The sequence below is a fragment of the Pelorhabdus rhamnosifermentans genome (genome assembly GCF_018835585.1).
Taxonomy (GTDB): domain Bacteria; phylum Bacillota; class Negativicutes; order UMGS1260; family UMGS1260; genus Pelorhabdus; species Pelorhabdus rhamnosifermentans.
In genome coordinates, this window is the sequence record NZ_JAHGVE010000002.1 from 33,124 (window position 1) to 47,313 (window position 14,190).

Here is a 14,190-nt window from a genome sequence, read left to right on the forward strand (position 1 = left end):
ACGGGGGAGTGAATATGAAACAATTATTAACAGGAAACGAAGCGGTTGTGCAGGGCGCATATGAAGCAGGTGTAACATACGCTTGTGCTTATCCGGGAACACCCAGTACTGAAATACTGGAAAATATCGCTGCTTATAAAGAGGAAATTACAGCGGAGTGGGCACCAAATGAGAAGACGGCATTAGAAAGTTCTATAGGTGCCTGTTATGCGGGGGCCAGATCCTTGGCAGCGATGAAGATGGTTGGTGTAAATGTCGCGGCAGATCCGTTATTCAGTTTTTCTTATTCGGGTGTAAACGGCGGATTGGTTTTAGTTAGTGCCGATGACCCTGGTATGCATTCGTCACAAAATGAGCAGGATAATCGCTATTATGCTAAGTTTGCCAAATTGGCTATGCTAGAGCCTAGTAATAGCCAGGAATGCCGGGATATGATAAAAGCGGCGTATGAGATTAGTGAAAAATTTAATACACCCATTTTGTTTCGTATGACCACACGGGTATCCCATAGTAAGAGTTTGGTAGAAGCCGGAGAAAGAACCCCAATAGAAAAGAAACCGTATGTAAAGAATTTGCAAAAATATGATTTAGTGCCTGCTGTTTCGCGTGTCCTTCATAGGAAAGTGGAAGAAAGGCTTAAAGATTTAGAACAGTTTTCCAACGAAACCGATATAAATTTTATTGAGTGGAATGATAAAGCTATCGGAATTATTTCCTCCGGTGTGGCCTATGAGTATGCTAGAGAAGTATTTGGCAACAGTGCATCTTATCTTAAGCTGGGCTTTACTTATCCGTTGCCTATGGAAAAAATCCAACAGTTTGCAGCTCAAGTTAAAACTTTGTATGTTATAGAAGAACTGGAACCTTATCTGGAAGAGCAAATAAAAGCTGCCGGGATTGCTTGTATCGGCAAAGAGAAAATTCCGGTATTAGGGGAATTGACTCCTGATATTATTGCAAAGGTATTATTAAATAAAGAAAATTCATTAATTGCTTACGATGACTCTAGCGTTGCCAATAGACCGCCTTCACTTTGTGCCGGATGTCCGCATAGAGGCTTCTTTTATGCACTTGCTAAACGAAAAAATATCATGATAAGCGGCGATATCGGATGCTATGGTTTAGGCGGTGCCGAGCCTTTGTTGGCTAAAGACATGAGCGTATGTATGGGAGCTAGCATCAGTGTCGGGCATGGTGCACAGCAAACATTTACTAAGTTCCAGGATAAATACCGTGTGGTTGCTACGATAGGTGATTCAACCTTTTTCCATACCGGTGTCAATAGTTTGATGCATATAGCATACAATCAGAGCAAAACCGTCACATGTATTTTAGATAACCGTATTACAGGTATGACAGGCCATCAGGAGAATCCTGGGACAGGTTATACATTACAAGGAAAACCAACCAAAATTGTAGACATACCTGAACTTTGCAAAGCCATTGGTATTGAACATATAAGGATAATAAATCCTAATGACTTAACAGAAGTCAATGACGCATTAGATTGGGCATTATCTCTTGATGAGCCATCCGTTATTATTACCAGATGGCCATGCGTTCTGAAAAAGCATTCGACAGAAGATAAGAGTGAATTTGGTGACTACAGGACAAATTGTGACGTAGATCTCAATAAGTGTATTGGATGTAAAGCCTGTATTAAAACAGGCTGTCCTGCACTAAGGTTTGATAAACCAATTAAAAAGGTTAAAATTGATTCAGCTCAATGTATCGGCTGCGGAGTTTGTCAACAAGTGTGCCCTGTAAAGGCAATAGCGAAGGTGGCGAAATAAAATGGCACAAACAAAAAATGTTTTATTAGTTGGTGTTGGTGGACAAGGAACCATTCTTGTCGGAAAAATTCTTTCCTCAGGATTGGTGAATGCCGGATTTGATGTGAAAATGTCCGAAGTCCACGGTATGGCGCAACGCGGAGGTAGCGTAAGTAATCAGGTGCGATATGGGGAAAAAGTATATTCCCCTATTATCTCTAAAGGACAGGCTGATATTCTTGTTGCTTTTGAATCTATGGAGGCTTTAAGATGGTTGGAATACTTAAATCCTAAGGGAAAGGTAGTTGTAAATGACTATCAAATCCCATCTGCTCCGATTCTAATGGGAAAACAGGATTATCCTGAAGGGGTTTTGGACATTTTAAAAGAAAAAGCGGATACTTCGGTAGTTAAAGCTGCTAAACTAGCTCAAGAGTTAGGAAATATAAAATCTATGAATATTGTATTATTTGGAGCTTTGGTCAAAGGAATGCAGCTTACGAATATCAATTGGGAGCAAGTTATCAAAAACAATGTAAAACCAAAGACAGTGGAAGTAAATATAAAGGCATTTAGAGCAGGACTTAATGCAGTTAGCTAATAAAATGACGATTCAGCACACAAGTACGATTGTGTGCTGAAAGCGCCTTTCGGGGATTTTTTTATCACATAATTGGGGAGGGGATAGTATTGGGAAGAAAGTATGGGAATTTATTTGAACCTATGAAAATTGCTCGGTGTGAAATTAAAAACCGTTTTGCTATGGCTCCCATGGGACCAGGAGGGCTTTGCGACGCTCAGGGAGGTTGGACTCAACGAGGAATCCAGTATTACACCGAACGAGCCAAGGGTGGAACTGGATTGATTATTACAGGGGTTACTTTCGTGGAAAACAAAGTGGAACTTCATCCAATGCCGGCTATGTGTTGCCCGACTTATAATCCTGTTCATTTTGCCAGAACATCTAAAGAAATGACGGAAAGAGTCCATGCTTACCATGCCAAGATTTTTCTCCAGCTTTCGGGTGGTTTTGGCCGGGTGACAATTCCGACTAATTTGGGCGATGTTCCGCCGGTAGCGCCGTCTGCTATTCCGCACCGGTGGTTGGATAGTATAATCTGCCGCGAATTAACTGTTGATGAAATCAAATATATTGTAAAGAAATTTGGCGAATCTGCTGCTATTGCTAAACGGGCCGGTTTTGACGGCATTGAAATTCATGCAGTGCACGAAGGGTATCTTATTGATCAGTTTGCTATTTCTCTTTTTAATCACAGAACGGATGAGTATGGTGGCAGTCTTGAAAACCGGCTGCGTTTTGCAATTGAAATATTACAGGAAATAAAAAGAACTTGCGGTCCTGAATACCCGGTAATTTTACGGTATTCTCCCAAAAGCTTCATTAAAGATTTACGAGTTGGAGGATTGCCTGGTGAGACTTTTGTAGAAAAAGGCCGTGATATAGAAGAAGGCATGGAAGCAATAAAAATATTAGAAAAGGCTGGATATGACGCTTTTGATGTAGACGTTGGATCGTATGACGCGTGGTATTGGAGTCATCCTCCAATGTACCAGGATAAAGGTTTGTATCTGAAATACGCCGAAATGTGCAAAAACGCCGTTAGTAAGCCGATTATTACTGCCGGACGAATGGATAACCCAGACTTAGCAAGCAACGCGGTGGCAATGGGCATGACCGATATGGTCAGTTTAGGACGGCCTCTTTTAGCGGATCCTTTTATAGTAGAAAAAATAGCAAAAAACCAAATACAAAAAATTCGTCCATGCCTTTCTTGTCAGGAAGGCTGCATGGGTAGGTTGCAGGAATATTGTTCTTTGAGTTGTGCCGTCAATCCGGCTTGTGGGCGGGAAAATGAAATGCTCGTTGCGTCGGCATCTACTAAAAAGAGGATAGTTGTAGTTGGCGGCGGTATTGCAGGTTGTGAAGCTGCCCGCGTTTTAGCATTGAGAGGGCATGAGGTTTCTCTGTTTGAAAAAAGCCAAGAACTTGGCGGCAATTTAATTCCAGGTGGAGCGCCTGATTTTAAAGAGGACGACCATGCATTAGTAGCTTGGTACAAACAAGAGCTTGAAACGCTGAAGGTTAATATCCAATATAATATAGAAGTTACACCGGAAATGTTAAAGGGTGTTCAAACCGATGCTGTTATTATTGCAACAGGATCGGTACCTAAAGTAATTGATTTAGGTAATCGAAATATTGTGTACACAGCGGAAGAGGTATTACTGGGCAAAAAGGATGCAGGAGAAAAAACGGTTATAATCGGCGGGGGATTAGTAGGCTGTGAACTCGCATTAATGCTTTCACGACGAGGTAAAAAGGTTACGATTATTGAAAGTATGCCTGAAATTCTAAATGCCGGGGCTCCTCTTTGTCATGCAAATAGTAGCATGCTGAAAGACCTTATGCCATTTAATCATATCGAAGTATGCACTATGACAAAAGTTTTAAAAGTAATAGATAAAAAAATCGTCATAACAAAAGAAGGTGTAGAAGAAGAATTGTCGGTTGATTCAGTTATTCTTGCAGTTGGATATAATTCAAACGATTCCTTATATGAACAGATTAAAGACAGTGTCGATAATGTTTATTTATTAGGTGATGCACGGCAAGTTTCCAATATTATGTATGCAATATGGGATGCTTTTGAACTGAGTAGGACACTTTAAAATAAATGGAGTTTAAGAGTAATGTAATCATTAACTATTTTTGTTCTGGCTTTAATAATTAGGGCGAATTTAGCAAAATCTGTTAGCTGAATATAACTACTACTTATTGACTATGTACTAAAAAAATATAGAAACGATTGATAGGGGCTGCATAGTAGCCTCTATGTACTTTAGAAAATAGTATTCAAACACTCATCATAGAATGAGTGGAATAGATACATTGCATGTGAATTATAAGTTTGTAGAACCATTGATTTTACTGGCTCCAGACTTAGATTGGTTGAAAATGTCTGGAGCGAATTTCTAAAGCCGTGGGTCGTGTATTGACGATAATGCTTAGGCTGGAAATCTGCTAGTGAAGTCTTTCTAAACGAAGTGTCGCACTTGACTTGACAATCTACCGCAAACTAAAACAAACTAAAACTAATTAAAATGAAATTACTATTGATTTATGTTGATTTTAGTTAAGTGTAGATTGCTGATCTTTAAAAAATATATTGACTATGGTGTTGTTTTGGTATATATTGTGTGTAAATAGTAATTTACGTAGATACAACGGGGTATCAATTAGCCGTACGTGCGGTTAATTGATTTTTTTTATTTTCTTTTAAATATTCAGTAAAAAAAGCTTGATAGATACCACAAATATCTATCAAGCTTAGTAACGAAAAAATATTTTTCTTCCGGTGGCGCTAGGTTTATTTAGTTTATCCATTTACGGCTTATCGGGGACTGAAAAATTTGGCATATGCCGATATTTTAAGGAGGTGATTCTATCGAGTGGTTTAAGCATAACATGATAAAACTTCATGGGTACCACAAATACCCATGAAGTAGAGGCAAATTTTTATTCCCAGTGGCACTAGGTCTATTCAATTTACCCAATTTATATTATAACAAGTTGGTTGTCTTTTTTCAAGAAAAAAACAGGGAGGAAAATAGTCTTATGGAAGAAGAGGCCTTGCCAGTAGGCAGCCCGGATATGATGAATGGTTACGGATCTGTCGGACATGACGTTATTGCAACTAACAAGGTTATGGCTCCTAAATTAAGCAGTGTTTGTAAAGCGGATTTAATTTCCTTGTCAAATGAAAAAGAAATCAAGAAATCAGAAGCCTTAATTGATGGTTTTCTAAAAGGCGAAATGACGGTGAGTTACTCTCAATGTATGGATTAGCCAGCTGGTGATTGCAGGATTCTCATTGGATAGGTGCTGTTATGTTTATAACAAAAATAAAGGAGTAGATTATGATGATATTGGTTAAAGCCATTGTTCGACCTGAAAAAAAGGATGAACTTCTTGCGGGATTGTCGAATGCTGGATTTCACGCTGCTACTGTCCTTGATGTCGTAGGGCGCGGGAAACAAATGGGAATTAAAGTTGGCGGTGTTGTGTACGATGAAATTCCAAAGTCTTTGATTATGATGGTAGCTTCGGCTGACGATAAAGACAATATTGTGAAAGTCATTCTTAAACATGCCAAAAGCGGTGATACCGGTGCCTTTGGTGATGGAAAGATTTTTATCAGTCCGGTTGAAGCAGTATACACTATTTCTAGTGGCGCTACAGGTTTGTGAGGGGGAAGCGACTATGAAAGAAATCATTGCCGTAGTCAGGATGAATAAAGTGAGCGATACAAAGCGGGCTTTGGTGGAAAGCGGAGTGGCTGGATTTACCGCCACTAAAGTAATGGGACGCGGTAGGCTGGTTCAGGATTTGTCGCTTATTGCCGAACGTCGGAAAACTTTATTGGCCATGACGAACGAGAACGATGCTAAGACTGAAAAATTGGTTACTCAATTTTTGGATGGTACACGATTTTTCCCTCGCCGTATGTTCAATATTTTGGCACATGATGATGAAGTGCCTAAAATTATCGAATCCATTATCAACGCAAACCGGACAGATAATCATGTCGGTGACGGCAAAATATTTGTCTTGCCGGTTTCGGATGCGATTCGTGTCAGAACAGGTGAAACAGGCGACGCGGCCATATGATCGGCAGAATGAATGCGATATAAAGATACCGTTATATGATCTAAATGATCGTAATGATTTAATGTATTTTTGGATGCGATGTAAAAAGAAAGTTATTTTACGTAAAAAGTTATTCACTGTAAATAATTTACGGCCGTAGCGCCGACTGTAAAAAATCTATCAATCAAAGGGGAAAACAGAAATGACAAGAAAAATTGCGATTTATGGAAAAGGCGGAATTGGTAAATCCACTACTCAACAAAATACTGCCGCGGCAATGGTACATTTTTACGATCAAAAAGTATTTATCCACGGCTGTGATCCTAAAGCAGATTCCACTCGCCTTATTCTGGGCGGAATGAATCAAAAGACATTAATGGATATGCTCCGCGATGAGGGCGAAGAAAAAATTACCGTTGAGAAAATTGTAAAATCAGGGTATGGTGGAATTCGCTGCGTGGAGTCCGGCGGTCCGGAACCAGGCGTTGGCTGTGCAGGTCGTGGTGTTATCACAGCCATTGATATGATGGAGAAAAATGGAGCTTATACGGATGATTTGAATTTTGTATTTTTTGATGTACTCGGTGATGTTGTATGCGGCGGATTCGCCATGCCCCTTCGCGACGGTAAAGCCCAAGAAGTGTATATCGTTGCTTCTGGTGAAATGATGGCTATTTATGCAGCAAATAATATTTGCAAGGGCTTGTTGAAATATGCCAAACAAAGTGGTGTGCGTCTCGGTGGGGTCATTTGCAATAGTCGCAAAGTGGACCGTGAACAAGAATTTTTGGAAGAATTTACGGCTGCAATTGGTACTCAAATGATTCATTTTGTACCTCGTGATAATATTGTTCAAAAAGCGGAATTTAACAAAAAAACAGTTGTTGAATATGATGCGGATTGTAATCAGGCGAAAGAATATGGTGAACTGGCTCGCAAAATTATTGAGAATAAGAATTTCGTTATTCCGAAACCGCTTAAGATGGATGAGTTAGAAGCGATGGTTGTTAAATATGGTATTTCCGATTGAAAATCACACCGTCGTCCGATAGGTGAAGGATCATGCTGTTCATTAAAGGAGGAACGAATAAATTATGCCATATCATGAATTTGACTGCAGTAAGTGTATTCCTGAAAGGAAACAGCACGCTGTTGATAAAGAACCCAGCGAAGATTTGACGTCAGCCCTGCCCCTTGGATACCTTAATACTATTCCAGGGTCCATATCGGAACGCGGCTGCGCCTATTGCGGAGCCAAGCATGTCATCGGTACACCTATGAAGGATGTTATCCATATGAGCCATGGACCGATCGGCTGCACTTACGACACGTGGCAGACCAAGCGCTATATCAGCGATAACAATAATTTTCAGCTTCACTATACTTACGCCACAGATATGAAAGAGAAACATGTTATTTTTGGTGCCGAAAAGCTGCTCAAGCAAAATATTATTGAAGCATTTAAGGCATTTCCCGATATTAAACGAATGTCACTTTATCAAACTTGCGCTTCGGCCCTCATCGGGGATGATATTAATGCGATTGCCGAAGAAGTAATGGAGGAAATGCCTGAGGTCGATATTTTCGTTTGCAATTCCCCTGGGTTTGCTGGTCCCAGTCAGTCGGGAGGGCATCACAAAATCAATATTGCGTGGGTCAATGACAAGGTCGGAACATTTGAACCAAAAATCACCAGTGATTACGTCATCAATTATGTGGGTGAGTATAACATTCAGGGCGATCAGGAAGTTATGGTAGATTATTTCAAGCGCATGGGCATTCAGGTTTTGTCCACTTTTACTGGTAACGGATCTTATGATGATCTCCGCGGGATGCATCTCGCTCATCTGAATGTACTGGAATGCGCCCGCTCTGCTGAGTATATCTGCAATGAACTCAGACAAAGATATGGTATTCCGCGAATGGATATCGATGGATGTGGTTTTGAAGCTCTGTCAGTGTCACTGAAGAAGATCGGCTTATTTTTTGGCATCGAAGATCGGGCTCAGGCCATTATCGACGAGGAGACAGCCAGATGGAAACCGGAGCTCGACTGGTACAGGGAAAGACTACGAGGAAAAAAGGTGTGTTTGTGGCCAGGCGGCTCCAAGCTTTGGCATTGGGCGCATGCCATTCACGCCGAAATGGGCGTCGAAGTGGTTTCAGTGTATACGAAATTCGGTCATCAGGGGGATATGGAAAAAGGCATTGCCCGTTGCGAAGTAGGTGCGCTGGCTATTGATGATCCCAATGAGCTTGAAAGCTTGGAAGCTATGGCAAAGTTGCAGCCTGATGTTATCTTTACAGGCAAACGTCCGGGTGAGGTTGGTAAAAAAGTCCGGGTTCCCTATCTCAATGCCCATGCCTATCATAACGGCCCTTATAAAGGATTTGAAGGCTGGGTCCGGTTTGCCCGTGATATTTACAATGCTATTTATTCACCCATTCATCAACTTTCTGGTTTGGATATCAGCAAAGATGAAATACCTACAGATAAGGGGTTTGTCACAAGGAAAATGATTTCCGATGTGAATTTAAGCGAAGAAGTTACTGCTTCAGCGGAGCTGAGAGAATACACGGGTAAATATGACAGTGTTTCCCCGCTGCGTGAAAAGACTTATCCAAATTTCCCATCATCCAGACAGCTTTCTGCGGTGTAATGGAGGTAATGCTAGCTATGGAGGATATGATGAAAGACCAGATTGAACAATTGGTGAATTATATTATGAAGAATTGTCTGTGGCAGTTTAATTCTCGTGCCTGGGACAGAGAAAAACAGAATGAAGGAATACTGACTAAAACTACGCAGTTATTATGCGATGAACCTGCTGAACATGAGACTCCTGTTGACAGGTACTATTGGGCGGAAGCCAAGTGCCTGACAGAAGGTTTCCAAAGCCAGTATTTGTGGCTGGCTGCGCTGGACAAAATGGAGATTAAGGCGCTCATGCAAGGACTTAAAGACCGCATAGACTATTTAACCATTACAGGATCGCTGAATGCTGAGCTTAAGGACCCAAACTATTAAACAGTAAAGCTATGAGCTGGTCAGGACTGCGGACGCTAAGCAAAACCAATTGAAAAAGGAGCCATGTTATGTCTTGTGAAGTGAAAGAAAAGGAACGTGCCGGTATTATCAACCCGATATTTACCTGCCAGCCTGCGGGCGCGCAGTTTGCTAGCATCGGAATCAAAGAGTGTATTGGAATTGTTCATGGCGGACAGGGTTGTGTCATGTTTGTTCGTTTGCTGTTCTCCCAACATTTTAAAGAGAGTTTCGAACTGGCGTCTTCTTCTGTGCATGAGGATGGCGCGGTGTTCGGCGCTGTTCATCGCGTGGAAGAAGCAGTCGATGTCCTTTTGATGCGGTATCCTCATGTAAAAGTGATTCCGATTATTACAACTTGTTCGACCGAGGTTATCGGCGATGATGTCGACGGTGCCGTTATAAAACTCAATGAAGGCCTGCTGCAAGAAAAATATCCCGGCAGGGAAGTCCACCTGATTCCTATTCATACTCCCAGTTTTAAGGGCAGCCAGGTCACTGGCTATGATGTGGCAGTGAAGGATATTGTTAGTTATTTTGCGAAAAAAAGCGAACCCAATGGCAAGCTTAATTTAATTACGGGCTGGGTTAATCCGGGTGACGTAACGGCCCTTAAACATCTCCTGGCGGAAATTCAAGTGGATGCGACGGTACTGTTCGAAATTGAAAGCTTTGATTCTCCCTTGATGCCTGATGGCAGTTCCGTTTCCCATGGCAATACGACCATCGAGGATCTGATAGGGACGGCGAATGCGCTGGGTACAATCGCGCTGAACAGATATGAAGGCGGAAAAGCGGCTCAATATCTTCAAAATGAATTTGACATTCCCACAATCATTGGACCGACTCCCATTGGTATTCGCAACACCGATACATTTTTGCAGAACGTGAAAAAGTTGACAGGCAAGGCCATTCCTGAGTCACTTGTCCGCGAACGCGGCATTGCCATTGATGCTCTGACTGATTTGACGCATATGTTTTTCGCCGAAAAGAAAGTCGCCATTTACGGGAACCCCGATCTTGTAATCGGTTTGGCGGAATTCTGTCTGGATCTGGAAATGAAGCCGATGCTGCTGCTGCTTGGTGATGACAACAAGACCTATCCGGATGATCCGCGTATTAAGGAGCTTCAGAAGAATGTCGATTACGGCATGGAGATTATTACCAATGCCGATTTATGGGAACTGGAAAATCGGATTAAGAACGGGGGGCTTGAACTGGATCTTATTCTGGGACATTCCAAAGGGCGGTTTATTTCCATTGAATATAATATCCCCATGGTACGCGTAGGATTTCCCACTTATGACCGTGCTGGACTGTATCGCCACCCTATTGTTGGTTATGCCGGTGCTACGTGGCTGGCTGAAGAGATGGCGAACACGCTGTTTACCGACATGGAGTATAAGAAGAATAAGGAATGGATTCTGAATGTTTGGTAAGACATATTAATATTCATTAGACTCCAAGTAGTCAAGGATCATAAGATGTGATGGTGATTGATTCGATTCTGCCAGTTCCTGATGATTTTCAGGTTCTGGCAGAATCAATATTAAAAAGAGGATGAAACAATGGATGAAATCGATCTTGAAAGGATAGAAGACTTTGAAGAAGATTACCGGAGTGCGCAGGCGTACCATAACAGGGCCGAGCAGTTTTTAGATGAAGGACAATGTTCCAGTGTAGTGTTCAATGTCGCTTCCGTTGCTCTTGAACGTTATTTGGTTGCCTTATGTGAGTTATACGATACAGAACCGATGAATCACAATTATGTCTGCCTCATGAACGCTGTGGAAGAAATTGTTGATGTTTCTCCGGCGTTAAATGCAGAAATAAGATCACTTGACTTAATATTTGGTATCTGCTCACTGGAAAATTATCATCACGGGATTCCTGAGCCAACGGACTCACATCGGGTTCTCTCAATGTGTCGTGAAATTCGGCAATTATTTGATCCGGTAAAAATTGCATCTGTGAGGGGTGCGTTTCGTTTCTAGAACATGGATGGACAATAGTACGTAAAGGGGTTGAATGAAAAATGGAAAATGCCTGTTCTAAGAATGCCGCATTTCTTATGTCGGAAGAATTAGCAAAAATGACTGCCAGGCATCCCTGCTATTCATTGGATGCCCATCACCAGTTTGCCAGAATGCATTTGCCTGTGGCGCCGGTTTGCAATATTAGCTGTAACTATTGCCATCGAAAATATGACTGTGTGAATGAAAGCCGTCCTGGTGTGACAAGTGAAGTATTGACACCTGAAATAAGTCTGACAAAGTTTATCCGGGTAAAAGAAGAAATGCCTCATTTGAGTGTTGTCGGGATTGCTGGTCCTGGTGATGCCTTGGCGAATTGGGATGTTGTAAAAAGAAGTATCAAGTTAATTAAGGCTGAATCGCCGGATATGATATTTTGCTTATCCACGAATGGTTTGATGCTTCCTCATTATGGCCAGGATATTATTGACTTGGGTATTAAGCATGTAACAGTTACTGTAAACTGTTTGGAACCTGCCATAGGAGCAAAAATCTATCATCATATCCATTATCGGGGTAAGTATTATGTGGGAGAAAATGCGGCTGAAATCTTAATTCACAACCAGATGGAGGGAATTAATATTTTAGTTGATCATGGCATTCTGGTAAAAGTCAATATTGTTATGATTAAGGATATTAATGTTGAACATATACCGGAAGTAGTAAAAAAAGTAAAGAACCTGGGGGCTCTAATGACAAATATTATGCCGCTTATTCCGGCGCCGGGCAGTGTATTCCAGAACTTCCCGCAAACCAGTATGAAAGAAGTGAATGCCCTGCGGGATTTGTGCCAGACAGACATTTCCCAAATGCGTCACTGTCAGCAATGCCGGGCGGATGCCATCGGACTTTTGTCAGAAGATCAATCGTATAAGTTCCGTCATGTCAAAGCGGATACGGTCAAGAAATGTAAATTCCGGGCCAGGTTCTATAAAGTAGCTGTGACCTCCAAACATAAGCAACTAGTGGATCTGCATTATGGTCATGCCGAAGAGTTTCATATTTATGAAACGGATGGCGTGGATATTCGGTTTATTGAGACGCGGGCTACCTCAAAATATTGCCTGGGCAGGGTAAACTGTGATGAGACGGAAGAAATCAAGGATGCTGTGATTCAGGGGATCACAGACTGTGATGCCGTATTGACCATGCGGATTGGTTATGAGGCGCAGCAGCGGTTAAGGGAACAGGGAATCTCTGCTGTAGAATCTTGTGCCAGCGTTGAAGAAGGCTTATTTCATGTTTTTCATCAATTACGTCATGAGGCGGACCCGAGTGCTGCATTAGATGTCATCTAGGGTGTGGTGAGAGGTCGGCAAAAGATGTAGCAGGTTCTTGAGTCATTGAGAAAATGAACAGATTAAAATTAGTTATGAAAGGACAGAAAAAAGAGATGAGACTCCACTATTTACAACATGTTCCATTTGAAAATCCCGGAAGCATTCTAATATGGGCTAGGGAAAACGGTCATGTTATAACACATACGCAATTGTATGAACAGGATACTCTTCCCAAGCAGCAGGATTTCGATTGGCTTGTGGTTATGGGGGGGCCCATGAATATTTATGAGGAAGAAAATTATCCATGGCTTGCCGATGAAAAGGTGTTTATCAGGGAAGCTATTGCAGCTGGTAAAGTTATCATCGGCTTATGTCTCGGTGGTCAATTGATTGCCGATGTGATAGGCGGAAAAGTGACTCAGAATCCTTGTAAGGAAATTGGCTGGTTTCCTGTTCGATTGAGCGAGAAAGTCCGATCAACATCTTTGTTTGCGTTTTTCCCTGAGCAGCCCGTCGTATTCGAGTGGCATGGAGACACGTTCAGTGTTTTGCCCGAAGATGCAGAGTGCATAGCGGAAAACGATGCCTGTAAGCATCAGGCCTTTATTTATAAAAAGAGAGTATTTGGTTTTCAATTTCATCTGGAAAACACATCAGCTATTATTAAAGACCTCGTAGAAAACTGCGGGGAAGAAATGATTCCAGACGCTTATGTGCAGACGTCGGAAGAACTGCTTGCGCATCCTGAATATATCGAACAAAACAATCAATGGATGGAATTGTTTCTTACGCGACTGGAGAAAATGTACAGAGAGGATGTTCTTTGATGAATCAGATTCGTTATACCCAGAGAAACTGCCAGGATCAGGGAAAAATCGAGGCTTTTCTTTTGCGGGCAAGAACGGGTGTGCTTGGTATGGTGAGTGAGGATCTTCCGTATACGCTTCCGGTGAACTATGTATGGCACGGCGGTTCGATCTATTTTCATGGCCTGAGTTCTGGTAAAAAGGAGACGATTCTTTCTCAAAAACCCTCGGTTTGTTTCACCGTATATGAAGAATACGGTACAGTGACTGATCCGGTGCCCTGTCATGCCGATACGTCATACTTGAGCGTCATGCTTTTTGGCGAGGCGGAAAAAGTGGCGGATTCGGAAGAGGCTGCAGCCGTTCTTCAAAAATTGCTTGGTAAATATATGCCGGGTTATTACAGTCAGCCTTTAACAGGCACTTTCATTAATAAGTATCGCTCTTCACTTGATGGCAATGCCGTTTCGGTTTATAGGGTCACGCCGCAGGAAATGACGGCCAAAGAAAACTTGGTGGAATGTGGTAAATTACTAAATTTGGAAACACGGTAAGGTTGAGAAGAAATATGTTCCGGCCATAAA

General features: G+C 41.8%; 14 protein-coding genes. All 14 read left to right on the plus strand.

Going from position 1 to position 14,190, the window contains the following annotated elements; translation table 11 throughout:
- The first annotated feature begins 14 nt into the window (after positions 1 to 14).
- A complete protein-coding gene (gene iorA / locus Ga0466249_RS03375; RefSeq protein WP_215828035.1) occupies positions 15 to 1,793 on the plus strand; it encodes an indolepyruvate ferredoxin oxidoreductase subunit alpha in 1,779 nt (592 codons plus the stop codon).
- Between the two features lies 1 nt (position 1,794).
- The gene (locus Ga0466249_RS03380) at positions 1,795 to 2,373 is read left to right on the plus strand and encodes an indolepyruvate oxidoreductase subunit beta (protein WP_215828036.1); all 579 of its coding nucleotides are present in this window, start codon (positions 1,795 to 1,797) and stop codon (positions 2,371 to 2,373) included.
- Between the two features lie 89 nt (positions 2,374 to 2,462).
- Positions 2,463 to 4,463 carry an oxidoreductase gene (locus Ga0466249_RS03385; RefSeq protein WP_246588419.1) on the plus strand — a complete coding sequence of 667 codons (2,001 nt, stop codon included), beginning with the start codon at positions 2,463 to 2,465 and terminating at the stop codon, positions 4,461 to 4,463.
- A 946-nt stretch (positions 4,464 to 5,409) separates the two neighbouring features.
- Positions 5,410 to 5,640 carry a hypothetical protein gene (locus Ga0466249_RS03390; RefSeq protein ID WP_215828037.1) on the plus strand — a complete coding sequence of 77 codons (231 nt, stop codon included), beginning with the start codon at positions 5,410 to 5,412 and terminating at the stop codon, positions 5,638 to 5,640.
- 74 nt (positions 5,641 to 5,714) lie between these two features.
- Positions 5,715 to 6,041, plus strand: a complete 327-nt coding sequence (locus Ga0466249_RS03395) for a P-II family nitrogen regulator (protein WP_215828294.1) — start codon at positions 5,715 to 5,717, stop codon at positions 6,039 to 6,041.
- 13 nt (positions 6,042 to 6,054) lie between these two features.
- Positions 6,055 to 6,462, plus strand: a complete 408-nt coding sequence (locus Ga0466249_RS03400) for a P-II family nitrogen regulator (protein ID WP_215828038.1) — start codon at positions 6,055 to 6,057, stop codon at positions 6,460 to 6,462.
- A gap of 181 nt (positions 6,463 to 6,643) precedes the next feature.
- Positions 6,644 to 7,471 carry a nitrogenase iron protein gene (gene nifH / locus Ga0466249_RS03405; RefSeq protein ID WP_215828039.1) on the plus strand — a complete coding sequence of 276 codons (828 nt, stop codon included), beginning with the start codon at positions 6,644 to 6,646 and terminating at the stop codon, positions 7,469 to 7,471.
- Positions 7,472 to 7,535: 64 nt separating this feature from the next.
- Positions 7,536 to 9,101, plus strand: coding sequence for a nitrogenase iron-iron protein, alpha chain (gene anfD / locus Ga0466249_RS03410; protein ID WP_215828040.1), 1,566 nt, complete (start codon positions 7,536 to 7,538; stop codon positions 9,099 to 9,101).
- Positions 9,102 to 9,118: 17 nt separating this feature from the next.
- Positions 9,119 to 9,469, plus strand: a complete 351-nt coding sequence (anfG, locus tag Ga0466249_RS03415) for a Fe-only nitrogenase subunit delta (protein ID WP_215828041.1) — start codon at positions 9,119 to 9,121, stop codon at positions 9,467 to 9,469.
- A gap of 68 nt (positions 9,470 to 9,537) precedes the next feature.
- Positions 9,538 to 10,926 (plus strand): Fe-only nitrogenase subunit beta, encoded by a 1,389-nt coding sequence (gene anfK / locus Ga0466249_RS03420; protein ID WP_215828042.1) that lies wholly within the window; start codon positions 9,538 to 9,540, stop codon positions 10,924 to 10,926.
- 129 nt (positions 10,927 to 11,055) lie between these two features.
- Positions 11,056 to 11,481 (plus strand): hypothetical protein, encoded by a 426-nt coding sequence (locus Ga0466249_RS03425; protein ID WP_215828043.1) that lies wholly within the window; start codon positions 11,056 to 11,058, stop codon positions 11,479 to 11,481.
- A gap of 41 nt (positions 11,482 to 11,522) precedes the next feature.
- Complete coding sequence (nifB, locus tag Ga0466249_RS03430) at positions 11,523 to 12,818, plus strand: nitrogenase cofactor biosynthesis protein NifB (protein ID WP_246588421.1); 1,296 nt, start codon at positions 11,523 to 11,525, stop codon at positions 12,816 to 12,818.
- 53 nt (positions 12,819 to 12,871) lie between these two features.
- Entirely contained in the window at positions 12,872 to 13,627 is a 756-nt protein-coding gene (locus Ga0466249_RS03435) for a type 1 glutamine amidotransferase (protein ID WP_246588422.1), read from the plus strand.
- Entirely contained in the window at positions 13,627 to 14,160 is a 534-nt protein-coding gene (locus Ga0466249_RS03440; protein WP_215828044.1) for a pyridoxamine 5'-phosphate oxidase family protein, read from the plus strand. The genes Ga0466249_RS03435 and Ga0466249_RS03440 overlap by 1 nt, the downstream gene beginning before the upstream one ends.
- The last annotated feature ends 30 nt before the right edge of the window (positions 14,161 to 14,190 follow it).